The sequence below is a fragment of the Sphingobacterium cellulitidis genome (genome assembly GCF_043187465.1).
Classification (GTDB): domain Bacteria; phylum Bacteroidota; class Bacteroidia; order Sphingobacteriales; family Sphingobacteriaceae; genus Sphingobacterium; species Sphingobacterium cellulitidis.
Genome location: NZ_CP171136.1, coordinates 1,140,497 through 1,167,474, shown reverse-complemented (window position 1 = coordinate 1,167,474; position 26,978 = coordinate 1,140,497). Strand labels below are relative to the sequence as shown.

26 protein-coding genes are annotated in these 26,978 nt (G+C 38.5%); 17 read left to right on the top strand and 9 right to left on the bottom strand.

All coding sequences use genetic code 11. The features are described 5' to 3' along the window. Positions 1-17: 17 nt before the first annotated feature. Genes ACF3OC_RS05065 through proS form a run of 3 tightly spaced genes read right to left on the bottom strand, consistent with a single transcriptional unit; the run spans position 18 to position 3,463 of the window. A complete protein-coding gene (locus tag ACF3OC_RS05065) occupies positions 18-1,166 on the bottom strand; it encodes a cystathionine gamma-synthase (RefSeq protein ID WP_094280906.1) in 1,149 nt (382 codons plus the stop codon). A gap of 26 nt (positions 1,167-1,192) precedes the next feature. Continuing rightward, positions 1,193-1,981, bottom strand: coding sequence for an NAD-dependent epimerase/dehydratase family protein (locus tag ACF3OC_RS05060; RefSeq protein WP_094280905.1), 789 nt, complete (start codon positions 1,979-1,981; stop codon positions 1,193-1,195). 9 nt (positions 1,982-1,990) lie between these two features. Further along, entirely contained in the window at positions 1,991-3,463 is a 1,473-nt protein-coding gene (gene proS / locus ACF3OC_RS05055) for a proline--tRNA ligase (protein ID WP_094280904.1), read from the bottom strand. Between the two features lie 178 nt (positions 3,464-3,641). Here proS and ACF3OC_RS05050 point away from each other — a divergent pair, with 178 nt between their 5' ends. Further along, the gene (locus ACF3OC_RS05050; protein ID WP_256962539.1) at positions 3,642-4,823 is read left to right on the top strand and encodes a hypothetical protein; all 1,182 of its coding nucleotides are present in this window, start codon (positions 3,642-3,644) and stop codon (positions 4,821-4,823) included. A gap of 143 nt (positions 4,824-4,966) precedes the next feature. Continuing rightward, complete coding sequence (locus tag ACF3OC_RS05045) at positions 4,967-6,523, top strand: OmpP1/FadL family transporter (protein ID WP_094280902.1); 1,557 nt, start codon at positions 4,967-4,969, stop codon at positions 6,521-6,523. Between the two features lie 50 nt (positions 6,524-6,573). Here the strand turns inward: ACF3OC_RS05045 and ACF3OC_RS05040 are convergent, their stop codons facing one another. Then, positions 6,574-7,926 (bottom strand): nodulation protein NfeD, encoded by a 1,353-nt coding sequence (locus tag ACF3OC_RS05040; RefSeq protein ID WP_094280901.1) that lies wholly within the window; start codon positions 7,924-7,926, stop codon positions 6,574-6,576. A gap of 34 nt (positions 7,927-7,960) precedes the next feature. Between ACF3OC_RS05040 and ACF3OC_RS05035 the strand changes: the two genes are divergently transcribed. The 3 genes from ACF3OC_RS05035 to ACF3OC_RS05025 are packed head-to-tail and all read left to right on the top strand — an operon-like array spanning position 7,961 to position 10,292. Continuing rightward, entirely contained in the window at positions 7,961-8,710 is a 750-nt protein-coding gene (locus ACF3OC_RS05035) for a hypothetical protein (protein ID WP_094258851.1), read from the top strand. 9 nt (positions 8,711-8,719) lie between these two features. Beyond that, entirely contained in the window at positions 8,720-9,649 is a 930-nt protein-coding gene (locus ACF3OC_RS05030) for a LysM peptidoglycan-binding domain-containing protein (protein WP_094280900.1), read from the top strand. A 13-nt stretch (positions 9,650-9,662) separates the two neighbouring features. Next, positions 9,663-10,292 carry a uridine kinase gene (locus ACF3OC_RS05025; RefSeq protein WP_094280899.1) on the top strand — a complete coding sequence of 210 codons (630 nt, stop codon included), beginning with the start codon at positions 9,663-9,665 and terminating at the stop codon, positions 10,290-10,292. Positions 10,293-10,510: 218 nt separating this feature from the next. Here the strand turns inward: ACF3OC_RS05025 and ACF3OC_RS05020 are convergent, their stop codons facing one another. Beyond that, positions 10,511-11,734 (bottom strand): MFS transporter, encoded by a 1,224-nt coding sequence (locus ACF3OC_RS05020; RefSeq protein ID WP_094280898.1) that lies wholly within the window; start codon positions 11,732-11,734, stop codon positions 10,511-10,513. Between the two features lie 92 nt (positions 11,735-11,826). Between ACF3OC_RS05020 and ACF3OC_RS05015 the strand changes: the two genes are divergently transcribed. The 8 genes from ACF3OC_RS05015 (at position 11,827) to ACF3OC_RS04980 (ending at position 20,662) form a co-directional block, all read left to right on the top strand. Continuing rightward, positions 11,827-12,348: a DUF4442 domain-containing protein gene (locus ACF3OC_RS05015; protein ID WP_094280897.1), complete on the top strand. Its 522-nt coding sequence runs from the start codon at positions 11,827-11,829 to the stop codon at positions 12,346-12,348. An 11-nt stretch (positions 12,349-12,359) separates the two neighbouring features. Further along, the gene (locus ACF3OC_RS05010) at positions 12,360-12,785 is read left to right on the top strand and encodes a hypothetical protein (protein WP_094280896.1); all 426 of its coding nucleotides are present in this window, start codon (positions 12,360-12,362) and stop codon (positions 12,783-12,785) included. A gap of 14 nt (positions 12,786-12,799) precedes the next feature. Then, positions 12,800-13,444 (top strand): SCO family protein, encoded by a 645-nt coding sequence (locus tag ACF3OC_RS05005; protein ID WP_094258857.1) that lies wholly within the window; start codon positions 12,800-12,802, stop codon positions 13,442-13,444. Beyond that, a complete protein-coding gene (locus ACF3OC_RS05000) occupies positions 13,444-13,869 on the top strand; it encodes a cytochrome c (protein WP_094258858.1) in 426 nt (141 codons plus the stop codon). The genes ACF3OC_RS05005 and ACF3OC_RS05000 overlap by 1 nt, the downstream gene beginning before the upstream one ends. A 476-nt stretch (positions 13,870-14,345) precedes the next feature. Then, positions 14,346-14,924, top strand: coding sequence for a TetR/AcrR family transcriptional regulator (locus ACF3OC_RS04995; protein ID WP_094258859.1), 579 nt, complete (start codon positions 14,346-14,348; stop codon positions 14,922-14,924). Positions 14,925-14,929: 5 nt separating this feature from the next. Beyond that, entirely contained in the window at positions 14,930-16,261 is a 1,332-nt protein-coding gene (locus ACF3OC_RS04990; protein WP_094258860.1) for a TolC family protein, read from the top strand. 46 nt (positions 16,262-16,307) lie between these two features. Continuing rightward, positions 16,308-17,465, top strand: a complete 1,158-nt coding sequence (locus tag ACF3OC_RS04985; protein ID WP_094280895.1) for an efflux RND transporter periplasmic adaptor subunit — start codon at positions 16,308-16,310, stop codon at positions 17,463-17,465. A 26-nt stretch (positions 17,466-17,491) separates the two neighbouring features. Then, on the top strand, positions 17,492-20,662 hold the full coding sequence (locus ACF3OC_RS04980; RefSeq protein ID WP_392471031.1) for an efflux RND transporter permease subunit: 3,171 nt from the start codon (positions 17,492-17,494) through the stop codon (positions 20,660-20,662). 136 nt (positions 20,663-20,798) lie between these two features. On the opposite strand, the gene ACF3OC_RS04975 is transcribed toward ACF3OC_RS04980, so the two are convergent. The 4 genes from ACF3OC_RS04975 to holA all read right to left on the bottom strand — a co-directional run bounded on the left by ACF3OC_RS04975 (position 20,799) and on the right by holA (position 23,493). Continuing rightward, the gene (locus ACF3OC_RS04975; RefSeq protein ID WP_094280919.1) at positions 20,799-21,572 is read right to left on the bottom strand and encodes a CDGSH iron-sulfur domain-containing protein; all 774 of its coding nucleotides are present in this window, start codon (positions 21,570-21,572) and stop codon (positions 20,799-20,801) included. 86 nt (positions 21,573-21,658) lie between these two features. After that, a complete protein-coding gene (locus tag ACF3OC_RS04970; protein WP_179221473.1) occupies positions 21,659-21,799 on the bottom strand; it encodes a hypothetical protein in 141 nt (46 codons plus the stop codon). Between the two features lie 114 nt (positions 21,800-21,913). Then, positions 21,914-22,480 carry a hypothetical protein gene (locus ACF3OC_RS04965; RefSeq protein WP_094280893.1) on the bottom strand — a complete coding sequence of 189 codons (567 nt, stop codon included), beginning with the start codon at positions 22,478-22,480 and terminating at the stop codon, positions 21,914-21,916. Between the two features lie 5 nt (positions 22,481-22,485). Beyond that, complete coding sequence (gene holA / locus ACF3OC_RS04960) at positions 22,486-23,493, bottom strand: DNA polymerase III subunit delta (protein WP_094255052.1); 1,008 nt, start codon at positions 23,491-23,493, stop codon at positions 22,486-22,488. A 72-nt stretch (positions 23,494-23,565) separates the two neighbouring features. On the opposite strand from holA, the gene ACF3OC_RS04955 reads away from it, so the two are divergent. The 4 genes from ACF3OC_RS04955 (at position 23,566) to ACF3OC_RS04940 (ending at position 26,941) form a co-directional block, all read left to right on the top strand. Continuing rightward, positions 23,566-24,036, top strand: coding sequence for a type I restriction enzyme HsdR N-terminal domain-containing protein (locus tag ACF3OC_RS04955; RefSeq protein WP_094280892.1), 471 nt, complete (start codon positions 23,566-23,568; stop codon positions 24,034-24,036). 42 nt (positions 24,037-24,078) lie between these two features. Then, positions 24,079-24,777, top strand: a complete 699-nt coding sequence (gene clpP / locus ACF3OC_RS04950) for an ATP-dependent Clp endopeptidase proteolytic subunit ClpP (RefSeq protein ID WP_094255054.1) — start codon at positions 24,079-24,081, stop codon at positions 24,775-24,777. Positions 24,778-24,782: 5 nt separating this feature from the next. Next, positions 24,783-26,033 (top strand): ATP-dependent Clp protease ATP-binding subunit ClpX, encoded by a 1,251-nt coding sequence (gene clpX / locus ACF3OC_RS04945; RefSeq protein WP_094255055.1) that lies wholly within the window; start codon positions 24,783-24,785, stop codon positions 26,031-26,033. Positions 26,034-26,101: 68 nt separating this feature from the next. Next, on the top strand, positions 26,102-26,941 hold the full coding sequence (locus tag ACF3OC_RS04940; protein WP_094280891.1) for an AMP nucleosidase: 840 nt from the start codon (positions 26,102-26,104) through the stop codon (positions 26,939-26,941). Positions 26,942-26,978 lie beyond the last annotated feature (37 nt).

Below are 26,978 nucleotides of genomic sequence, written 5' to 3'. Positions count from 1 at the left end.
ATAATAATTACAATAATTTAACGTGATAGGGCTTGTTCCAAATCTGCAATCAGATCTTCCGCATCTTCAATCCCTACCGATAAACGTAATAAATTGTCTACTACTCCTACTTTCTCCCTGGTTTCTTTTGGAATGGAACCATGTGTCATGGTCGCAGGATGGTTGATCAAAGATTCAACCCCACCTAATGATTCTGCAAGTGTAAATACCTTAAATCCAGAAGCAATACGGAAAGTCTCTGCTAAATCAGCACCCTTAAGTACGATAGAAACCATTCCACCAAAATCTTTCATTTGTTTCTTGGCAACATCATGTCCTGGATGATCTTCAAATCCTGGCCAATAAATTTTCTCTACTTTAGTGTGGTTCTTCAAATATTCAGCAACCTTTCTGCCGTTCTCACAATGTGCTTTCATACGTAGGTGCAAGGTTTTAATACCACGCAATACTAAGAAAGCATCTTGTGGTCCTGGAGTTCCCCCACATGCATTATAGTAAAACCAAAGTTGTTTGTAAAGTTCTTCATCATTCACGATCAAAGCACCCATTACCACATCCGAGTGACCTCCTAAATATTTGGTTACAGAATGCATAACGATATCGGCACCTAAATCCAATGGATTCTGAAGGTATGGCGAAGCGAATGTATTATCAACTGCGTAAAGAATGTTCTTTGCTTTAGCTACTTTTCCAATCGCTTCAATATCCGCCAACTTCAATGTTGGGTTTGTTGGAGTTTCAACCCAGATTAATTTTGTTTTATCGGTGATAGCATCTTCAACAGCTTTTACATCCGAAGTATTAACGAACTTGAAAACAATTCCAAGTGGCTCATATACTTTCGTAAAGATTCTGTAGGAACCACCATATAGGTCATCCCCTGTTACCACCTCATCTCCTGGCTTCAACAATCTCAGAACACAGTCCGTCGCTGCCATTCCGCTTGAGAAAGCTAAACCGAAATTACCATTTTCCAATGCAGCAAGACAATCTTCCAAAGCCTTACGCGTAGGGTTTGTACCACGTGAATACTCAAAACCTTTGTGATCACCAGGTGCTTTTTGCTGATAAGTAGAGGTTTGATATATTGGCGTCATCACCGCGCCAGTTGTAGGATCTGCCTCCTGTCCGGCATGAATTGCCTTGGTTGCAAATTTGTAATTCATATGCTTTTTATTTTCTGACTAAGTTATTAAAATTCTAATGGAGAAGGGTGTTTAAACTCATAATTCAACAAATCTATGATCTTATCCCCTTGGACAATCTTCTGAAAACTATGGCTTGGCTCGAATGCTGAAGGGTAACTGAACATATATTTCTGCGCACTCCGCAAAATAACATCCTTCTTCAAAGGATGCTCCGGAGCAACAAGGTTATAATAGGTATATGGAATATTATTTTCCAAAGCTTGCTCAATCAATCCGACAACATCATCAAGATGGATAAAATTAGCTGGTTGATCTCCAGTACTCACTATTTTATCCTGAAAATACTTTCCAAAAATCCGATTCTTACCAAATAAACCTCCTAATCGAAAGGTCATACTATAAGGCAAACTCATCATTTTCTTCTCCGCCATCCTTAATTTAGGAGACATTAATTCTTCTTCCTGATATGTTTCATTAAAGGTGCCATCCAAATCCGGATATACTCCTACCGAACTCAAGAAAATATGTTTCTTATAATTTACGGAGCAGAGAATATTAAAAACATGTGAAAAACGATGTTCAATTTCTCCTTCAGAATTTTTCTGGCTGGCTGGAATGGAATTTAAGACAGCATCAAAACTGACATCAACAGGTAAATCCAAGTAAAGGTCCCTGTCAAAATCATGGATAAATGCAAAAATACCATCGGCTTTCAACCGATGGTATTTTTCTTCTGTTCTGGTTGTCACCCAGATATTCCAACCTTTTCTTTTGAGATGGTAAGCAAGCTCTTCACCTACCCATCCACAACCCAAGATTAAAAGGTTTTTCATGTTTTATTCTTAATATGCTTTCGCAAATAATACGCGTTGTTTAGAAGGTTTTCCAGTGAAAATACAAACACCTTCTTCTTCTTTTACATCCAAAGGAATACAACGGATTGTAGCTTTTGTTTCTTCTTTAACGCGTTTTTCCGTTTCTACAGTACCGTCCCAGTGTGCAGAAATAAATCCCCCTTTTTCTTCCAATACTTGTTTGAACTCATCGTAAGAATTAACCTCTGTAATGTGTTCATCACGGTAAGTTAATGCTTTATTATAAATGTTATCTTGAATTTCATTCAATAAAGCTGCAATACGGTCTGGCAATCCAGCTTGTTGAACAGTTTCCTTGGTTTGAGTATCTCTACGCGCAAGTTCTACTGTTCCGTTTTGCATATCACGAGCACCTAAAGCTACACGCAATGGAACACCTTTCAATTCCCATTCAGCAAATTTGAATCCTGGTCTTTGGGTATCACGGTCATCGTATTTCACGCGAATATCCAATTGTTTTAAAGCAGCAGATAATTCATTAACATACGCATCAAGGTTAGCTTTTTCTTCCTCAGTTTTATAGATAGGAACAATAACCACTTGAGTTGGAGCCAACTTCGGAGGCAATACCAATCCTTGGTCATCCGAATGCGCCATGATCAATGCGCCCATCAAGCGAGTTGATACACCCCAAGATGTTGCCCATACATAATCCAATTTACCTTCTTTCGAAGTAAATTTAACATCAAATGCCTTTGCAAAGTTCTGCCCTAAGAAATGTGATGTACCTGCTTGTAAAGCCTTTCCATCTTGCATTAATGCTTCGATACAAAGGGTATCTATTGCACCTGCGAATCTTTCATTCTCAGTTTTTCTACCACGAACAACAGGAACGGCCAAGGTATTCTCTGCAAATTCAGCATATACCTCCAGCATTTGTTCTGCTTCTGCAACTGCCTCTTCACTGGTAGCATGTGCCGTATGACCTTCTTGCCATAAGAATTCAGCTGTACGCAAGAACAAGCGAGTACGCATTTCCCAACGAACCACATTCGCCCATTGATTCACCAAAATTGGAAGGTCACGGTAAGATTCAATCCAACCGCGGTAAGTATTCCATATAATGGTTTCTGAAGTAGGTCTTACAATTAATTCCTCTTCCAGTTTCGCATCCTCATCCACGATAATATTTCCAGAACCATCGTTTTTCAATCTATAGTGGGTAACTACAGCACATTCAGTTGCAAAGCCTTCAACGTGCGATGCTTCCTTCGAGAAAAATGACTTGGGGATAAATAAGGGGAAATAGGCATTAGAATGTCCGGTTTCTTTAAATCTCTTGTCAAGAACAGCTTGCATTCTTTCCCAGATTGCATATCCATATGGTTTGATCACCATACATCCTCTTACTGCAGAATATTCTGCTAGATCGGCTTTTATTACCAGATCATTGTACCATTGCGAATAATCCTCGCTTCGGCTTGTTATCCCTTTACTCATTCGAAATATTAAATAGTATTTTAACCAAAAACATGGGTTTAAGTGTACTTTAACACATAAATAACCAAAGCAAAAAAATAATTTGTAATTTTGATTGGTAGATTAAACCCTGACGATAAAATCGGGTCTAAGATAATAATTAATGACTGTAATATCGAATTTAAACTGTTTTAGAATCATGAAAAACAACAAGATATTTTTGGGAGTGCTAACTTTAGCGATTGCAGCTTTGTTTAGCTCCTGTTCGACTTCTAGCCGGACAGTTTACCGGGATGATGTCTACAATAATAGAGACAACGGAGCGGTATACCAAAGTCCCGATTACTATTATACTGATGGCACGGATGATGAATCCCTTGCACAATCAGAGTATTATGCCGATGACTATTCAGATGAGGATTATGTAGAAGGTGGTGTTGAAGAGTTAGAATATGCTAACCGTATCAACAGATTTTACTACAACTCCCCAGGAATGATGTACTATGATCCATGGTTCGACCCTTGGTATGGTTATTCTGGATTTGGATTCGGATGGAACTCCGGATTTGGAATGTCCTTCGGCTGGGGATGGGGAAGCCCATACTATGGTTTAGGTTGGGGATGGGGAAGCCCATACTACGGATTTGGATACCCTTCTTATTACGGATGGGGTAACTACTGGGGACCTCAATCCTACTATAGCTACTGGGGACACCCTTACTACTATGGAAATGGTGGTTACTATGGCAATTCATACGGTGGAAACTACTACGGAAACAGAATCGCTTCTGGTAGAAGTTATTCTCCGAACTATGCCCCAAGAAATAATAGTGGTCGTGTGACTAGAGATGCAAGCGGTAGATTTGTAAATAGCAGATCAGGCATCGCGTCCAATCGTAGCGGATCAAGATCTGGTGGTACAGTAGGTAGAACCCCTTCTTCAAGATCAGGCTCTAGATCAGATGGAACTATTAACAGAACTCCTTCTTCAAGATCAGGTTCAAGATCAGATGGTACTATCAACAGAACTCCATCTTCTAGATCAGGTTCAAGATCTGAGGGTACTATCAATAGAACTCCGTCATCAAGATCGGGTTCAAGATCTGAAGGTACAATCAACAGAACACCATCTTCAAGATCAGGCTCTAGCAGATCTCAAGGAACTATTCAAAGAACTCCTTCTAGATCATCTGCTCCTAGTACTAGATCATCTGCACCAAGCACGAGATCATCGGCTCCTTCACGTCCAAGCAGTGGTAGCTTCGACCGCGGTAGCTCATCAAGTGGTGGTGGATTTAGTAGAGGAAGTAGCTCCGGCGGCGGTAGCAGAAGCTCCGGTGGTGGCGCAACGTCCTCAGGAAGAAGCGGAAGCAGACGCTAATAAATAAGGATTACATATAGCCAATATTTTTAAATATTGGCTATATCTTTTTTCCCATTTTGCCATACCGATTTATCCTTTTTCAGAAAGATATTCAAGAAGCAATTCTTGTTTCAATATAGCATACAGAACCAGTACATAATATGAAAAAATCATTACTATCTCTAACCTTTCTCGCATTAGCTTTTAATTATTCAAATATCCAAGCTCAATCCTTAGTCGATAATACCTTTATGATTTCTCGTGATCTGACAAATGGTACAGCCCGCTTCAAAGCAATGGGTGGTGTAAACACGGCATTAGGTGGAGATATTAGTTCAATTTCAGGAAATCCAGCAGGCTTAGGTTTCTACGGACAATCCGATGCCTCCATTTCCTTAAATTACCTGAACAATGAGAACAAAACTACCTATTTCGGTAATTCAGTAAATCAAACCAAAGGAAAGCTTGGCCTTGAAAATATTGGTGTAGTAATCCACTACCCTACGCATAATAATACTGATTTTGGATGGCAGAATTTTAATGTCGGTCTTAGTATCGACAAGCAAAATAACTTTAATGATAATTTAAAGTATTCTGGAACCAATAACCAAAATTCAATCGTTCATTCATATACTGACATCATGGATGAAGATGCTGAATTTGCTGGCGATTTCTGGAATTCTTATTTGGTTGATAAAGGTGCCGCTAATAGTGGTAGGTACTTTCCTACTACACTTGAAGCTGATGACAAAAACCAGCAAATGGACTTGATTACCACCGGTTATAAGTACAATACCAATGTATCTTTCGGTGCTAATTATGGCAATAAACTCTATATCGGTGCACGTTTTGGATTCCTATCCTTTAATTATGATTCCAAAAGCACATTTCTAGAAAGTGGCTGGACTAAAACTGCAGATGAAATCAAAGCTGAAAATCCAACTACTGACTTTGCAAAACCTAGTAACCCTGCTTATCAGTACACTGATATTACCTACGACCTGACCGACATTAATGACCTTACCTTAAAAGGTACCGGAATCAATGCAGGCTTAGGTATTATTTACAAGCCAACGTGGGATTGGAATATAGGTGTTAATATCACCTCTCCTACTTGGACTGAAATTCAAGAGGACAGTAATATTGAAACCTTGGTAGATTATTATAAAGATGCCAATACCACGACTTCCCTTCACCCAGGATATGGTTCCAAAAACTATGGGCAATCCTTTGATTATGCAGTTATTTCACCATGGAAGTCATCAATTGGTCTAACCAAATTCTTCGGACAAGGTTTAATCTCAGCTGAAGCGGAATATATAAACTATGCTTCCATTAAATACCGTGAAATAGTTGCTAATGCAGACTTACAATTTGAATCCGAAACCAATTATCAGATTAAAAACTCCTTTAAAGGTGCTTTCAATTTAAAAATTGGTGGCGAGTTGTTAATTACAGATCAATTGGCAGTTCGCGCTGGATTCCATTATTTAGGTTCTCCATATAAATATGACTCTCAAGACGATTATATTGCAAGTTTAGGTTTCGGTTATGTGATTACCCAATCATTGTATATTGATCTTGCAGCAATGCAGTACAAACAATTCAACTACGGAAATTCACCTTATTCCTTTAAAACCTGGAACACTCCAACTCCAACAGCAGATGTAACAAATACTAGAACCAATGTAGTCTTAACTTTAGGCGCAAAATTCTAGATTAAATAAATAACAAGAAAGCCCGGAAATAAATTCCGGGCTTTCTTGTTTTATGCTTTCTTTTCAGATATCTTCCTGACGAATAAGTTGTAGTTTTCATGCTTCTCCACATAGATTTCCTCACCTACATCGATATAACTATCTAAGGCTACCGCATCATACCACACATTATCGATTTCTATTTTTCCACCTGGACGAAGAACGGTCTTAGTAATCCCAACCTTATTGATTAGATTAGGTTTCGCCACAGATGAGGTATAACCTTCCGTAGCTTTTTGTTCATCTTCCAGAACAAGTCTCTTAAATGTAGGAGATTGAAGTATATTTTTTCCGAAGATCACCATTAATACAATGGTCAAAATCATAGCTCCTATTACAATAATAAAGGAATTCATTAATAATCCTGGTTGGGTAAGTTTAAAATCAAAATAATCATTAGCCACCATTGAGAAGGCTAATCCACATAAAACTAATATAATTCCGGCAATTCCGGCGACTCCAAATCCAGGAATCACAAATATTTCAAGAACTAATAGGATGACTCCTAGAACAAAGATGGCGATCTCCCAGTTGTCAGCAAGCCCTTGAAGGTACAATGGAGCAAAGAATAGCGCTCCACAAACCAGAGCAACCAACAGTGCAAATCCAATCCCCGGACTTTGAAGTTCAAAATAGATTCCACCGATAATCCCCATAATCAGCAACCCACTTACCAACGGATTGATTAACCAACCGATCAGATGGTCAACCCAGGTGGTTTGATGCTCTTGAATTTGAGGCTTTTCGATGTTTAAATCAGAGAAGATGTCTACTTCACTCTTAATCTCTTTTTTCGCAATCCCCACTTTTACAGCTTCAGATGCTGTTAAAGTAAGCAGTTTACCGTCTTCCTTCAACTCGGGAACAGAAATAGCAGGATCTACAAATGCTTCTGCGATTTTAGGGTCACGACCCTTCGCTTCCGCAGTGGCACGCATCAATCCACGCATATAGGATTGATATTTTTCAGGTAATATTTCCCCATTTTGATTCACTACGGATGCTGCACCCAAACTTGAACCAGAATGCATATAAATATAATCCGCTGCTAATGAGATTAATGCACCAGCAGATGCCGCATTATTATTAACATATACAATAGTTTTGAACTGATTTTCGTTTAATAGGCTAGAACGAATTGAATCAGCAAAATTTAGAGCTCCGCCGAACGTATTAAGATCAATTAACAAATACTCTGATTTATTTAATTTCGCCTGCTTAATCGCATTTTTCATGGTACGCCATGCATTGGGACCTATATCCTCCTTCAAGGGCACAGAATAAACCGTCTGGGCCTTAGCTTGGAAGAAACTCACAAAGCAAATGACGAGAATACCTAAAATGTATTTTGTAAATTTGTTCATAGTAGTATTTTTAACCGAATTTGCTTGTCATCGGATGACTAAATATACGATAAATAAAATTTTCGAGAAAGCATTCCCAACGAATATCTGGAAAATAGAGATTGATTCCGTCAAACCCTACATAGCTGTGGAAACTAGGGATGTGGAAACTACCTATGCCTCTTTTTTCGCTTTTGATTTTCAAGGGAATTGTTTAATGGATCCATGCCAAGCAGATGGAAAAGAATGGACCCTGGACTCTATTCAAAATGGTCACCTTATCCTGAAAAGAGTCGGTGAACAAACGCCTGTGCAGGAAGGCATACAAATCATTCAAATTGAAAACAACCAAGTCATTTTTAGCAGCTATGAATTTGTATTGATTGATGTTTACAAAGATTATATCCATGCCAGACACCGCAGTATTTCTTCCGGAGAAAGTATCGCCATAGAAATTCTATCCGGTGAATACGCCAATGCCAATGAGATCCAATTTGATATGGCTTGTAATAAAATCCAATATCCTGTTACCTCACAGCAAACGCCAAGATTCTTAAAACAAGAACATAATACAGGGCCGCTATGGCTTAGCAAAAGTGGTCACCATTTCCTTTGGTGCTACCATAAACAGAACAAATCCCGCTACGACCTTTGTCTAGCAACAAGTAATTTAAACCAGATACTAGATCAACAAGTCATACTTCATGACATGGAGAAAATGATTCCCCAACCTTATTTCCAATTGGGGAGTCAGGTCTTTTTTATGTCTTTTAACAAGAGAGAAATTGTTTCATATTTAGTATAATTGCATTCCATGATGAGAAAAAGAGTATTCAACCTGTCTTTCAGAAAGACAATTATTATATTTTCTGCCACTTTTTTATTCGCCGGAGTATCTCTGGCTCAGGCACAATCCAATAATCCAAGTCAAAAAACTACAGTAGTAAACGGAAAAACTTTTATTGAACATAGCGTTAGTGCAAAAGATACCTACTACCAGTTAAGTCGGATTTACGGCATTCCTGTAAAGGATATTATGAATGCCAACAACAAAAAAAATCTTCGGGTAGGTGACTCCGTATATATCCCTTATAAGGAGCCTGAAAAAAAACCGGATGAAAAACCTCAAGTAGTTCAAAATAATACCAATAAAGAACGGGAATCAAAACCTCTGGGAGACCCAAATGGAAAAACCATTGAAGCGAAAATATTAACCGAATATAAGGTCGGTTCCAATGAAACTCTTTTTTCTATTGCTAAAAGATTCTCAACCACGGTCGATAATATCAAAAAACTGAATGGTTTGAATTCTGATACGCTTCAAGAAGGTCAAACTTTAAAGATTCCTGATGGTGATGTCATCGTTATCCAGAAGGAAGTGCCTTCTTCATCGATCAATCTGCCAATCCCAGATAATATTAGCAAGGAAGAAATCGAATTCGAAACCAATCGTTATGGTATCCGTGAGAAAAAAGAAAAAGGTATTGGTATCTGGATGGAAAACCTTGAGTCTGGTGGTCGCAGTAATTTAGCCTTACACCGTACTGCACCCGTAGGAACCATATTAAAAATTACAAACCCATTGACAAAAAGTGTTACCTTTGCCAAAGTTGTAGGAAAATTCTCCGATACTGCAGAAAGCAGAGATGCTATTGTGATTCTTTCAAAATCTGCAGCATCCTATATTGGAGCTCTTGATAAACGATTCCTTATAGAAATTGCCTACGGCGCTCCAGTAAATTAGTGCAAGCGTAAAAATGGACAAACCCTACGTAATTGGGATCGCCGGAAGTAGCGGTTCTGGAAAAACATTCTTCTTAAAAAGTTTTTTAAATCATTTCAATCAAGAAGAAGTCACCTTGATTTCGCAAGATGATTATTACATCCCTGCAAACACAAAAACCAGGGAAGAAAACAGACTCTATAACTTCGATTTACCAACTTCGATTGATAGACCCGCATTTTTCCATCATATCAAAGAACTGTTTGATGGAAATACAGTATATCAAAAGGAATATACATTCAACAACCCCGACCTTGAGCCTAAAATGCTTGAGATCAATCCTGCCCCTATCTTAGTAGTAGAAGGACTCTTTATTTTTCATTACGAAGAGATCAATGAATTATTGGATTACAAGATCTTCTTGGATGCTGATGAACCCGTAGCATTAGAAAGAAGGTTAAGAAGAGATTTGATTGAACGCGGTTACGACCATGACGATGTCATGTACAAATGGATTAACCATGTGGTTCCTTCTTATAATCAATACTTACTCCCACATCGGGATGAATGTGATCTGATTATTCACAATAATGTAGATGATCCTTTGATTATCCAAGCCTTCACAAACGACATTGCTACAGAATTAAGAAAAAGAATAGGTTAACTATTTTTAATTAATCTAAATTAGCTATCTTTGCATCATGTACGAGTCCATGATCAAGCTGCATATTTTAGAAAACAATCCATTTGAGAATTCAAAAGGCCATTCTCCTTTTAATTCCAATGGGGATGCTGTCTTTAAAAAATGTTGTAAAAAATATAAAAAGGGCAAAAGATGCAAGAAGTGCCCTGGTCGAATTGATTAATTTTAAATTCGGTTCCTTACTCTTCAACGTAATCCAAATCCTTATCAAAACTTTCTTTGAGTCTTGTCAAAGCAAATATTGCGATAAAGGAAAGCAGAACGATCATAATCATTGCCGCATAAATTATTCCTACCCAGTTTACCAATACTCCATATAATAAGGTTGATGGAATTAAAGCTCCCCTAACAAAGTTAGGTGCTGTGGTAGTAACTGTCGAACGGATATTGGTTCCAAATTGCTCCGCCGCAATGGTAATAAATGTCGCCCAATAACCTACCCCCAATCCCATCAAAAAGGCTAACCATAGAAATTCATTTTCTGAAATCCCCTGTCTTGTCAGATAGATACAGGAGAATAGCAAAATCAAAATTTGATAAATAAATACAACCTTACGTCTGGATTTAAAAATCTGTGCCATCCAGCCTGCCATAAAATCACCTAATGAGATTCCCAGATAAGTAAACATTACCCCCTTCCCTGCACTTAAAGTGGTTTGAGCATTTAATGCCTGACCAATCTCAGGAGCCTGAGTCACCAAGACACCCACTACAAACCAGATCGGTAGACCAATACATAAACAATATAAATACCTTCGGAATCGAGGTCCGTTATTAAACAGCATGGAAATCTTTCCTTTTTGCACAGACTTGTTCTCCAAGGAAGAAAACATGCCCGACTCCAAAACGCCAACCCGCATAAAAAGCAATAGGATCCCCATCCCGCCTCCAACAAAATAGGCTGTTCTCCAACTAAACCATTCGGAGATAAAATAAGCCAGGATGGCTCCCAATACACCTACTCCAGCAACTATCATGGTTCCATAGCCCCGTTTCTTCCGATGCATGGACTCAGAAACCAAGGTAATGCCTGCCCCGAGTTCGCCCGCTAATCCTATCCCTGCAATAAACCGAATAATACCATAGGTCGTCACATCTTGAACAAAGCCATTGGCAATATTGGCGATGGAATATAACAGGATGGAACCAAATAAGACCTTCAATCGACCATATTTATCCCCTAATACACCCCAAATCACTCCTCCAATCAACAAACCTCCCATTTGCATATTCAGTACATACTCCCCTTTGCTACGCATTTGATCGGCAGCAACGCCTATATCCGTAAAGGATTGAATCCGTACGATCGAAAAAATAATGAGATCATAGATATCCACAAAATAGCCTAGCGCGGCTACGAAAATTAATATCCAAACATTCTTATTGGCATCCTTAGGGTTCATAATTCAGGAATATTTATTGAATATAAGGCTCAGAATCTTTTATTACAATAGAAGGATGTTATTTCTTAGAAATTAACTGTACTTTTACGCCCATGAAAGTATCTCCAAATACTTTAAAATGGGGCTTGCGATTGTACCCACCATTTTTCTTCCAACGCATTTGGGTGCGGAAGATTTTAGATAATTTCTTGGGCGCCGAAGTTAAAATCAACAGAAGTCTGCTCAATATTAATTCTAATAAAACCATATTTGGAGGAACGATCTTTTCCGCCATCGATCCATTCTACCCCATCCTTTTGGATCAATATTTCAAACATCAAGGTATTACGAGAACAGTTGCTTGGTTAAAAACCGCCCATATTGATTACATAAAACCAGGGAAGTTTGACCTGGAAGTCAATATTAAATTAAACCAAGAAACTCTGGACGAAACCTTGAGAACCATTCGAAAAGAGGGCAAAGTCGTTCGAACCTTTCAAACACAGGTCTTTGATAAACATGGTACATTATGCGCAGTAGCTCATAATGAAATCTATATCCGTGACCTCGACTTCAATTTTGAATCATTAAATCCTGCTCCTACTCAAACTGAGAAATCGAGTATTGAACTATAATTTAATTAATCATGAAAAAATTAATCGTATTAAGTGCAGCAATTTCTTTTGCTTTTGTTTCTTGTCAAAACAAACAAGTAGAAAACAAGGATCAAAAACTTTCTGAGCAAGCAATTGCAATACATGATGAAATCATGCCTCAAATATCGCAATTCGACAAAACAACGGTCGTTATTGATTCTATCATCACGAACTTGGCAACCATCAAAACCAGCAAAGCTGATTTGGATACTGCAAAAACTCGTGTTGAGTTGACCAATCTAAAAGATAGCATCGAAGATGCAACCGACCATATGATGACTTGGATGAAAGATTATGACGCCATGAATGAGGATGAAACCTACCAACAAAAGGAAGTAGATAAAATTACATCTATGAAAAAACAATTTGAACGCGTTTCGGAACAAATTAAAACTTCATTAGCAGCATTTAACTAAAAACCCTTATTCCAATGAAAAAGTATTTAGGCGGAGTATTAGCAGTGGCTTTAGGTACTACCTTATTATTTTCTTGCGGACCAACTGAACGGAAACTTCCCATCTATGGCGAACGTTCTCCTGTGGAAAGAGAAGTCGATGGCAAAAAAGTCGTAGATACCATCTACCATACGATTCCAAATTTTTCTTTTTTGAATCAGGATAGCACCACTATCACCCAAGATTTTTTTAAAGATAAAATCTATGTTACCAACTTCTTCTTTACACATTGTCCTAGTATCTGTCCGACGATGCAACGTAATTTGCTGAAGGCCTATGAAAAATATAAAGGCAATGATAAAATTGCATTCCTTTCCCATAGCATTGATTTTAAATACGATCAACCTTCTGTACTTAAAGACTATGCTACGAAATTAGGAGTAGACGATGATCATTGGCAATTTGTAACTGGTAGCAAGGCCGATATTTATGGTATTGCTGAGAAATACATGGTTTATACCAAGGAGGATGCAAATGCTCCTGGGGGTTATGACCACCAAGGTTATTTAGTCATTATTGACCCTGAGAAAAGAATTCGTGGTGCCTATGATGGGACAAATGACGAACAGGTCAAACAATTTTTGGAAGATCTTGATGTTATTCTAGCGGAATATAAATAATGATTAATCGCTTCACTTTCGGCACAATATGCCTCGTTTCCATGCTTTACTTCTTGTTTTCTTGTAATTCAGACTTAAGTGTGGAAACGATGCAATATGCTACCAATGGTCAAAAACTTTATGTCAAGCATTGTCAAAACTGTCATGGTGCCAATGCTGAGGGATTAGGTAAACTATACCCCCCACTAACCGATGTTCAGTACTTAAATGAAAATCGAAGCAAACTCGCCTGCATTGTAAAAAATGGAATGTCTGGTGAAATCAAAGTCAACAATGTCACCTATAACCAACAAATGCCTGGAGTACCTGAACTCTCAGCGGTTGATATTGCCTATGTCCTTACATATGTCACCACCTATTTCGGTGATAGCAAAACTCATTTCAAGAAAGAAGAAATCGAAGAATTCTTAAAGAATTGTAAATAAAATTATTCATCTCGGTCAATAACTTTTGGGCTTACCAAAATCAAATCCCTCCTAGAGAAAAATATTCTTTTTTTCAACCTAATTTTTCCATTAAAAATTTTAGAAATTTGGTCTTTAGACCTCAAGAAATTTTATTTTTTGGGGAATTTAATCTTGTGAAGATTCTTGATCAGGCATTGATCTAGATCAATTGAACTCTTCTTTTCACCTCCTAGAAACAACCCCTGCAACCCCTCATTATCAATACTTTAGCTCAATTCCTATAAAAAGAAAAAGGTTTTCAAACGGGGAGAATGAAAACCTTTAATAACCAATTATAAACCTAAATTATGATACTACAAAGGTAAGTGTAAAAACTACACCAGTCAAGAGTAATTTGAATATTTAACAATTTGTTAACATTGGAATAAATTAATCGCCATTATAACGAATACGTGACAAAATTAGCGTAAAAAAAAGCCTACATTTGCAACCGAATGAACATTCAATTGACAGAAAAAAAAGAGCAGATATTCATTAGCACATTAAAGCTTATCAATATTCATGGGTTCCACGGATCCCCGATGAGTAAAATTGCTAAGGATGCCGATGTAGCAGTAGGCTCGATCTATCATTATTTCCCGTCTAAGGAGGATTTAATCTTAGAATTATACTGGTATTGTAAAGAAAAACTTAATAATAAAGTTTTTTCAATCGTCAACCCTACATTCGCATACGAAAAACGATTCAAGGAAATCTGGAGAAACTTAGTCCTTTACTATTTGGACAACTTAGACCACTTCGGATTTTTAGAACAATTTTATGGCTCACCTTTCTATGAAGGTATCCGAAGTAATCTTTTCCAACAAAAATCAGAAAGAAACGTTCTAATGCATTTTTTGGAGGAAGGGGTACGCTTAAAACATTTAAAAGATTTAAATGTTCGACTATTAATATCAGCCTATCTAGGAGTCGCTATCTCCCTGGTTAGAGGCAGTTTATATGAAAAAACAAAACCTACCGACGAAGAAATTGAAACCATGGTAGAAATCATTTGGAACGGGGTTAAAAAATAATATATATGAATTTTAAAATTAAGGACTTAGTAGTATACCTTTCCTTCACTGCGATTTCTGTAGGATCTGTATTTGCCCAAACGACAAATAACCTTAACAGTAATGCCACATTGGATGAATTAATCCAATATGCATTGGAAAACAAAATCGAAATCAAACAAGCAAAGATTGATCAGGAAATTGGTGAACGTGAAATTGCTTCTGCCCTTTCTGGATGGTTTCCACAAATTAATGCAAATGGTAGTCTAACCCATTTTCTGCAATTACCAACAGCCAATATCAATGGTCAAAACATTGCAATGGGTCAGAGCAATACTTCCGCATTGACTTTTCAAGCTGATCAGGCAATCATTAACCCTGGCTTGTTCCAAGCAAATAGAGCTGCCAAATATATCAGACAACAAAATAATCTAAGTGTAGAAGACACCAAGATCAATACCGTTGTTGATGTCAGCAAAGCTTATTATGATATCTTGACCAGTGAGGAACAAATCAATATCATTCAAGAAAATATCGCTCGTCTGAATAGACAGTACACCGAAGCAAATGCACGCTACGAGACTGGTTTAGTTGATAAAACGGATTATAAAAGAGCGCAAATCTCATTGAATAATGCGAAAGCGGAATTGAAAACAGCGCTTGAGTTTAGAAAATATAAATATGATTTTCTAAAAACATTGCTTGGCATGAATCCTAATAATGGTTTGACGCTATCTTTTGAAAATCAAAACATGGAATCCAATGTCTTAATGGATACGACCGAAATTTTAAATTTCAATAATCGCGTTGAACTTAAACAATTGCAGACTATCAAGGATATCCAGAAGTTAAATACCCAATATCAAAAATGGCAATTCCTACCTAAACTAGGTGCTTTTGCAAACTACGGGCTTAACTATAGAAACAATACATTCTCGGATTTATATTCTGATAATTTCCCACAGTCTAGCATTGGACTAAGCCTGACCTTCCCTATTTTCCAAGGTGGAAAGCGGATTCAGGAAATTAGAAAATCTGAATTGCAAGAATCCAGAATTGATATGGACATCGAAAATTTGGAAAACCAAATTGGTGCACAATACTCGGCAGCGATGGCAGCTTACCGCGCAAACATCAACGAATGGAGAAATGCAAAGGAAAATGTTGAGTTATCCGAAGAGGTGTATAACACCATCAAATTACAATATGATGCAGGGGTAAAAACTTACCTGGAATTAATGACTGCAGAAACAGATTTGAAAACCAGTCAACTGAACTACTTGAACTCCCTGTATGCCGTATTATCTAGTAAGCTAGATATTCAACAAGCTTTGGGTACTGTTCAAATTAATAATTAAGAATACAATCAACCGCAACAAAATATACAAGAAATTACGACACAATATGAATACGACTCGTTTATTTTCCACGATACTTTTAGGCTCAGGACTGTTTTTTACAGCATGTGGCAACAAAGAAGGCGCAAAACAGCAAGGTGGTCCTGGTCAGATGCAAGCTCAAGCTATGCCGGTTACTATGGCTGTTGTCCAACATGAAATTGTTTCCGGTCAACACAGTTACCCGGCAAACGTAGTACCTCTTCAAGAAACTGAAATCAGAGCTGAGGTTTCTGGCTATATTACCAGTATCAATGTAGCTGATGGTGCTTTTGTGAGCAAAGGACAGAAATTATATGAAATCGACAGAGTTCGTTATGCTGCTGCCGTAGACCAGGCAAAAGCAAATCTAGAAATCGCAAAAGCCAATTTAGCTCGTGTTGAAAAAGACTTGCAACGCTATCAAACTTTAGCAGAAAAAGATGCGATTGCTAAACAAACATTAGATTATGCATTTACAGATGTCAATAATCAAAAAGCACAGGTTCAAGCAGCAGAAGCCGCTTTAACTACGGCTAGAGTCAACTTACAACGTTCAAGCATCGTTGCTCCATTCTCAGGTAATATTGGTATTTCACAAGTTCGTACAGGAGCTTTGGTTTCTGCGGGAACTACCTTATTGAATACCATTAGTTCGACTAACCCGATTGCAGTTGAATTCCAAATCAATGAAAAAGAAATTATGGAATTCAGCAACCTTCAATCCGGAAAAGCAAGCACAGAAATTAACTTAACCCTTCCTGATGCTAGTACCTATGGTTCCCAAGGCCGCATTTCAACAATCGACCGCGCTGTAGATCCGCAAACAGGTACATTGAAGGTGAGAGCAACATTTGATAATCCGAACAATACCTTACGCGCCGGAATGAACTTAAACTTAAATGTTGTGAGTACTTCCAAAGAAGAAGCCGTGGTAATTCCTTACCGTGCGATCTTCGAGCAATTAGGTTCCTTCTCTGTTTACACCGTTACAGATAGTAATACAGTTGATTTGAAACAAGTAAGCTTAGGTCAGAAATTAGGCGATAGAGTGGTGATTTCAAAAGGTGTTAACCCAGGTGAGAAAATCGTCGTTGACGGAGTTTCATCTTTGAAACCAGGTGCAAAAGTAGTGGACAAAGCAACAATGAGTCCACAACAACCACAAGCTCAACCAAAAAAATAAGTGCTATTCCTATAAAATATTAAAGAATGATCTCAGAAGTATTTATAAAAAGACCGGTAACGGCGATGGTGGTCTCCATTTTGATTTCGATCATTGGGGTTATCGCCATCACAACCTTACCAATCAGTCAATATCCCAATATTGCTCCGCCTACGGTTTCTGTTTCAGCGACCTATACGGGCGCGGATGCTCAAACTGTAGAAAAAACAGTAACTACGCCTATTGAGAGCCAGATCAACGGTACTCCAGGAATGATTTATATGAGTTCCAACAGTACTTCGGATGGTGGATCTAGGATTACAGTAACCTTTGAAGTAGGTACAGACATCGATATCGCGACGCTGGATGTTCAGAACCGTGTGAGTATTGCTGAACCCGTATTGCCAGAGGCAGTACGTCGATTAGGGGTAACCACTCGTAAGGTAAATACGGATATCTTGATGATGGTATCCTTGGTATCTCCAGATGGTAGCCGTGATATCAATTTCTTATCCAACTACATCAACTTATACCTAAAAGACGCTTTATTACGTGTTCCAGGTGTAGGTGATGTGCAAGCATTTGGACAACCATTTGCCATGCGAGTATGGTTAGATGCTAATAAATTAGCAAATATCGGGATGTCACCAGCAGATGTAAACACTGCGATTCAGGAGCAAAACTCGCGTATGCCGGGTGGTTCCGTAGGTGCTCGTCCGCAAGAAAACATGCAGGTATTTGAATACCCAATTGTAATGGACTCCGATTTGGAAGAAGTTGACCAGTTTGAAAACATTGTTGTAAAAACTAATGCTGACGGATCCATTGTTTTATTAAAAGATATTGCTAGAGTTGAATTGGGACAATTCAACTATGGTATTACCAATAAAGTGAATGGAAATACGGCTTCAGGTATGATGATTTCCCAGACACCTGGAGGAAATGCTGTACAAACAGCTGACGGAATTTACGAAACCTTGGAGGAATTGAAAAAATCATTTCCTACTGGTGTTGATTATGTAGTGGGTTATGAAACTGTTTCGGTGGTAAATGCATCCATCAGCTCCGTAATTCACACCTTGATTGAAGCCTTGATCTTGGTAACCTTGGTGGTATTCTTCTTCCTACAAAGCTGGAGAGCAACATTGATTCCATTATTGGCGATTCCAGTATCCATTGTCGGTACGTTTATATTCTTTACGATGTTTGGATTCTCCATCAACAACTTGACGATGTTAGCATTCGTACTCGCCATTGGTATTGTGGTGGATGATGCGATCGTTGTGGTGGAAGCCGTCCAGCATTATATCGACCATTATAAGATGGATGCGAAAGAAGCAACTATGCGTGCGATGAAAGATATTACAGCGCCGGTAATTGCGATTGCATTGATCTTGGCAGCCGTATTCGTTCCGGTAGGTTTTATCCCAGGGATGGTAGGTAAATTGTATCAACAATTTGCGATAACCATTGCCGTATCCGTAATGCTTTCTGCATTTATTGCACTTTCCTTGACTCCAGCACTTTGTTCAATCATGTTGAAACCTTCTGCAACAACGAAGGATTCTAAAGGCTTGAACAAGTTCTTCTATAAATTCAACGTTTGGTTTGATAAAGTGACTTACAGATACTCCAAAGGGGTTAAAAAAGCTATTAAATCAGCACCATTGGTATTAATTATCCTGGTATGTATTTTCGTAGGTACAGGCTGGATGTTCAGTGCCAAGAAAGCCGGATTTATTCCAAACGAAGATGGTGGTATCTTCTTTATGGGGGTAAGTTTACCTGAGGGTGCTTCAAGTGCCCGTACGGAAGAGGTCTTGACCGAACTTACCAATGATTTAAGGGAAACTTTCCCAGAAATCAACTATGTGACTTCCATTAATGGTATGAACTTATTGAACCGTTCAGCAAAACCGAATGGTGCATCCCTATTCGTTTCCTTGAAACCATGGGATCAACGAGAAAAAACAGTTTCAGAAATCACAGGTGCTATCATGGGAAAATACCGTGGATACTCTAAGGCAACGGTTATTGCGGCAACTCCGCCTCCAATTCCTGGTTTAGGTACAGCGGGTGGTTTTACCATGGAGATTCAGGATAGACAAACCGTCGACATTAAGGACTTTGAAGCAATGGTAGGTCGTTTCCTTGCCGCAGCTAATCAACGTCCAGAAATTGGAATGGCTTATACCCTATTCAACAGTAATTCACCAAACTATAAGTTACAGGTGGATCGTGAAATGGCTAAAAGAATGGGGGTTCCTGTTTCCAATATCTACAGTACGATATCTTCTTATTTGGGTAGTAGTTATGTGAATGACTTCACTAAATACGGACGTAACTTCCGTGTAGTAACGCAAGCTGATACCAGCTACCGTATGCATATTGAGGATATCAATAAATTATATGTGAAGAATGTACAAGGACAACCAGTTCCTATTTCAAACTTGGTAAGATATGAATTGACGACCAATCCTTCGATTGTAAACCACTTTAATATCTTCCGTTCGATCCAATTATCCGGTGAAGCTGGCCCTGGTTATTCTTCGGGTGATGCTATCCGCGCTTTGGAAGAAGTAGCAGCTGAAACTTTGTCTGATGGATATTCTTACGAATTCTCAGGATTGTCCTTGCAAGAGAAACAGTCAGGTAGTAAAACCATACAGATCTTTGCGCTCTGTATCCTATTTGTATTCTTGTTATTGGCATCTTTATATGAAAGTTGGTCTGTACCATTCTCGATTTTATTATCGGTACCATTGGGTATTTTCGGTGCAATCCTAGCCTTGACCTTGTTACCAAAACTAGATAACAATATTTATGCTCAGATTGGATTAGTTACCATTATCGGTTTGGCGGCGAAGAATGCGATTCTAATCGTTGAATTTGCCAAGGAACGGGTCGATATTGGAATGAACCTGGTCGAAGCAACCTTAGATGCTGTAAAACTTCGTCTTCGTCCGATTATCATGACCTCCCTAGCCTTTATCTTAGGTATTATTCCTTTGATGTTGTCAACAGGTGCAGGTGCAGTTTCCAGACAGACTATCGGTTGGACAGTATTTGGCGGTATGACCGCAGCAACTTTCCTTGCTATCTTTATTGTACCAGTACTATTCGTGGTAATTACCCGAATGGCCTATGGTAAAAAGAAATTAGCTGAACTTGAAGCTAACTTCGATGAGGAGAAAAAGAAAAGTTTAAGTGCGCACTAGTAGTAGTTAACTCCATAATCTCAAAGGCTCGTTCAATATTGAACGAGCCTTTTTATTTTTTGCTTTACTTCCAAAATCCAGAGTCTTCTTTTCTCGGAATTATTGATAATAGTTAGTGTGATTCCAATTAATCTTCCTAATAAACCTCTCCATCAAGATTTGGCTGTTTATCTAATCCATCCTGAAATCCCATGGATGCATGTGTTCCATCACAAAATGGTTTATTGGACGATTGCCCACAGCGACATAAGGTCTGTCTATTCCGAACTTCATAATATTTACCATTAGCACTCTTCAGGGGAATCCCTCCCCATAATGCCAAAGGTCCCGCACAACTGTTAGGCATATCCTCGATCAATCCTACTCGAGCTTTGATATCCTTATCTTCAATTGGCTTTCCTCCATCCCAAACGATTAATCTACCTGCAGGACAATGATGAGCCATGGATACACTTAGTTCTACAGATTCATGATTCGCCTCCATCACCTCATTCCAGATCCGTTGCCCATTATCACAAAATCGAGCAAATGCACATAATTTCTCATCATCAGATAAGGAAACTACAGGTCCTTCAATAATTTCGGCAGTAACGAATTCCGGTTTGAAGGTCGCTGTCTCGGTTAGATTAACCCCATTTTCTCTTGCTTTCAAATGGGAATTATCGCAATAGGGTTTGTTTTTTGAAAGGCCACATCGGCATAAGTAGGTGTCGGTATCCTCTGCTTTATATTCTTTACCCTCCTGATAAGCGATTGAGATTCCGGCATTATTAGCAATGATAAACTGTTGAATAATCTGGGCTTTTCCATGTAAAACATAAGGCCCATCCTTGGTCACTTCAATAGAAATACCTTCCTTATTCAACTCCGTTCCTAATTGAATATCAAGTTTATCTTTTTCTAGTTTCATGTGATTGAATCTTTTTGGGAACATCCCCTAATAATGGATAATAAAAAATCCATTCCATTTGTTTTTTGAAGACCTCTATAAGCACCTTACAACTTAAGGTCAAATTCGATAATGCGCCGGATTTTCTCCGGACCTTGTTCGAATTTTTCCGGCCAATGTCCGGAGAAGGTCCGAAGAAAGTCCGGCAAAAATCCGGTAGTAGGACGAATTATACTTGAATTTTTCATGAATTAGTATACAATAAAAAAAGGTCCTCCATCTATATTTTAGAATGGAGAACCTTTTAAAAAAAAATTTTATCCTAACTAGTTGTCGGGATCAATCTTATGGATTAGAATATCTTATTTCAACATAATACCTACAGAGAGGTTGATATGTTGGTGGGTAAAGTTGGATTCATAGAAATTTCCGCGTAACTGTTGGACCGCATACGTTGCGGAAACGGTAAACTTTGTTTTGCGAATAGAATCATACAAATAGAAGAATCCCACTTTTCCCATAAATCCTCTATCATAAACTGGACCTATGCTTGGAGCATAACCTACATTGGCTAAAGCTCCTACTTTGGATACCAAACCAAAATCCATAAACGGCAATCGACCATCAATAAAGATTGGGAATAAATTACGATCGTATTTGATCGTCCTTACATCTTCATTCGCAGTGTTAGCAGATTTAGAATAATCTCCTCGAAGTGTTTCATTCCCTAGACCTAAACCTAGAAATGCTTTTTCATTCAAATTCCTTCCAAAAATAAAATGCAAGGAATAGCCATTGAAACTACCTTCGTATTTAGGAATTTGTATTCCAATATTTCCACCAGCTTGGATCACAGTATAATAGGTGTTTTGTCCAAAGCCGAGATGGCCAAGCAAGGACAGGCATAACACAGCAAGTAACTTACGCATAAGAATTAGTTTAAGATTTTATAGATCAATTCGGTCAAGAGGTCTCCGGATTCAGTGAGATGACCAACATTCATTCCTTTGGATTTCAGATCGAATTCCTTGATGAGATGAATAATTTCGAAGGTCTTCCTGCGGTTAAAATTCCGGGCAGCGTATTCATATTCTTTCACAAAGAAAGGATGAACTCCGAGTTGTTTGGCAGCTGCAGCTGAGGATTTATCAGGCAGGTAATGGTATTTTAGAATTTTGGTAAAGTAAGTCCCCAGAGATCCTATCACTACAGGCATGGGGTTACTTTTGGGATTTGCCGCAAAATAATCAACGATTTGAAATGCTTTCAAGGCATTCCGTTTTGAAAGAGCTGTATTCAATTCGAAAACATTGAAATCCTTACTGATACCAATATTTTGTTCCACATCCGTGGTTGTAATTTCTTTATCTGCTGCAATATTCAATTGCAGTTTTTCGATTTCATTGGCAATCTTAGAAAGGTCGGTTCCCAGATATTCGGCCATCAATGCCGCAGCTTGAGGATGTAATTTCCGACCAGAAGCTTGCAACTGTTCGCTGATCCATGCCGCAACCTTATCATCGTAGAGCTTATTTGACTCAAGGACCACCCCTGCTTTCTCCAGCAATTTGAAAGATTTTTTCCGCTTATCAAACTTGCTGTATTTATGTGCAAAGACTAAAACAGTGGTTGGTGTAGGTTGCTCCAGATATTTTTGCAGCAAATCATCATCTTTCCATTTGAGGTTTTGGGCTTCTTTGACCACGATTACCTGATGATTGCTCATCATGGGATAACGTTTGGCCATACTGATGATATTTGAAAAATCAGTATCCTTTCCATAGACGACGGATTGGTCGAATCCTTTCTGGGCATCATCCAGGACAGAATGTTCGATAGCATCGGAAATCAGGTCGATAAAATAGGGTTCTTCACCATGCAACAGGTAAACGGGTGCTAGTTTTTTTTTCTTGATATCAGATAATATGGTTTGGACATTCATGCTGTACGAAAGTACGAAAATAGATAGACTTTTGGGAGTTGGAAAAGGTTGGAAAATTTCGTAATTTTGTAAATGTTTAGACCAGTTCCTTTGAACTTACCGCCCTTTCCGGCAAAAATCAGCAAAAAACAGGATCAGTATTACATTTTCGACGAGCTGCGGAAGAAGCATCTGTTGTTGACACCGGAGGAGTGGGTACGACAACACTGGGTAAGTCATTTGAACAAGCATTATCAATATCCGATGGCGTTGATGAAGATCGAAGGCGGATTATCCATAAACGAGTTACAAAAGCGCAGTGATTTGGTGATTTATAACCGCGAGGGATCACGCGTACTTTTGGCAGAATTTAAGGCTCCGTCTGTCAAAATAACAGAAAAAGTCTTCGAACAGATCGCAAATTACAACAGTATTTATAAAATTCCCCTTCTTTTAGTCAGTAATGGAATTGAGCATTATTATTGTAGAATAAATTTCGAGCAGGAGAATTTCACATTTATAACGGAACTGCCATCTTTTAACCAGGAAGATTTTGGATATTAAAATAAATATTATATTAGTAGTTTAAAGACAGAAGGACACACAATGAATATAGATAAGAACGAATTTAGAAAATATGCGATTAAGCATCATAGAATTGGTAGCCAACATGTAGATGGTTATATTTCTAGGTTACAACAACAGATTCCGAGCAACTTGACACCTTATATTATTGAGGAGCGTCAATTGAATGTAGCTCAGATGGACGTTTTTTCACGCTTGATGATGGATCGTATTATCTTTTTAGGAGATGGGATCAATGATCAGGTTGCTAATATCGTTCAAGCGCAGTTGTTGTTTTTACAATCGACTGATGCACAACGCGACATTCAGATTTACATCAACTCTCCAGGGGGTAGTGTATATGCTGGATTAGGTATTTATGATACCATGCAATATATTTCTCCGGACGTTGCGACTATCTGTACAGGTATGGCGGCATCGATGGGAGCGGTATTATTAGTAGCGGGTGCAAAAGGTAAACGTGCTGCATTACGTCATTCACGAGTTATGATCCACCAACCATCAGGCGGTGCACAGGGTGTTGCTGCGGATATGGAGATCAACTTACGTGAGATGTTGAAATTAAAAGAAGAATTATATACGATTATTGCTGATCATTCCGGCCAGACATATGACTGGGTTGAGAAGTCATCAGATCGTGATTATTGGATGCGTGCCGCTGAAGCCAAAGAATTTGGTATGATAGATGAGGTATTGCTACCTAAGAAAGAAACAAAATAAAAACAATGAGTAAATCGAACAATAGAGATATCCATTGCTCATTTTGCGGAATCAGTAAAAATGAGGCGCAAATGCTTATTGCGGGTGATGGTGCGCATATCTGCGACAGATGTGTGCAACAAGCTGGGGAGATTTTAGCGGAAGAGCTTAAGCAACGCAAGAATAAATCTATTCAAACTGCTCTTAAATTAATCCGTCCAAAGGAAATCAAAGAACATTTGGATCAGTATGTGATTGGCCAAGATGATGCGAAGAAAGTTATTTCTGTAGCGGTTTACAACCATTACAAGCGTTTAAACCAACGTATTGATTCGGATGAGACTGAGATTGAGAAATCAAACTTGATTATCGTTGGAGAAACCGGTACAGGTAAGACCTTATTAGCTAAAACCGTTGCTAAGATTCTGAATGTACCATTTTGTATCGTCGATGCAACGGTATTGACAGAGGCAGGTTATGTGGGTGAGGATGTTGAAAGTATCTTGACGAGATTATTGCAAGCAGCGGATTATGATGTTGCTGCAGCAGAACGTGGAATCATCTATATTGATGAGATCGACAAAATTGCGAGAAAAAGTGATAACCCATCCATAACTCGCGATGTATCTGGTGAAGGGGTTCAACAAGCTTTATTAAAGATCTTGGAAGGTACGAATGTGAATGTTCCACCTCAAGGTGGTCGTAAGCATCCGGATCAAAAAATGATCTCGGTAAACACCAGCAATATCTTATTTATTTGTGGTGGAGCTTTTGATGGTATTCAAAAGAAAATTGCAAACAGATTGAGAACTCAAACTGTTGGTTATAAAATGAAAGATGAAGATCAGGAAATCGACCTGAACAACTTATATAAATACATCACGCCGCAAGATTTGAAAAACTTCGGTTTGATTCCAGAGTTGATTGGTCGTCTACCTGTATTGACACATCTGAATCCATTGGATAAGGAAACATTATTAAATATCCTGACCAAGCCAAAAAATGCTTTAGTAAAACAGTACATTAAATTGTTCGAGTACGAGGGCGTTAAATTATCATTTGAACCTGAGGTTTATGACTTTATTGTCGACAAGGCATGGGAGTTTAAATTAGGGGCTCGAGGATTACGGAGCATTTGTGAGGCCATTATGCTGGACGCGATGTTTGAGACGCCGAGCAATAAGGAAAACACAGAAGACAAGACCTTGCAGATAAGTTTGGATTACGCAAAGAACAAATTTGCCAAGACAGACTTTAAAAAATTGCAAGTTGCATAAAAACCTAAACCCTCGCCTACGTTGCGAGGGTTTTTTGTATTATTAGATTATTAAGAAAGGATGAAATTATGACTAAAAAGAAAACTGAAAACCAAGAGAATATCCAAGAAGTTAACTCCCCTATTAAAGCAGGATTAAAAACCAAAGAAGATATTGTAAACAATTGGTTGCCAAGATATACCGGGAGACCTTTGGAAGAGTTTGGTGAATATATTTTATTGACGAATTTCAGCAATTACGTCAAACTATTTTCTCAGATGCATGGGGATGCTCCTATTCTCGGAGAGGATAAACCTATGCAAACCTGTACAGCGGATGGCATTACCATTATTAATTTTGGGATGGGTTCACCGGTTGCAGCGACCGTGATGGATTTACTGACTGCCATTCATCCAAAAGCCGTATTATTCCTTGGGAAAACAGGTGTCTTGAAAAAGAAAATTGATGTTGGGGAATTGATATTGCCGATTGCAGCCATTCGTGGAGAGGGAACATCCAATGATTACTTACCAGCAGAGGTACCTTCCTTACCGGCCTTCGCCTTGCAGAAAGCAATCTCAACGACCATTCGTGATCACTCCAGGGATTATTGGACCGGAACGGTTTACACAACCAACCGTCGGGTTTGGGAACATGATAAACAATTTAAGAAATACCTGAAGAGCATCCGTGCGATGGCTGTCGATATGGAAACAGCGACCATCTTCTCGGTGGGTTTTGCGAATAAAATTCCGACAGGTGCTTTATTGTTGGTTTCTGATCAGCCGATGGTACCAGAAGGTGTAAAAACTGATAAATCAGATGTAACAGTAACCAAATCTTATGTGGAGACCCATGTAAAAATTGGTATTGATGCCTTAAAGCAATTAATCAATAATGGATTAACGGTAAAACATCTGAAGTTCTAAAAAATATCTACTTTTGTGGTAGACAACAAACAGACAG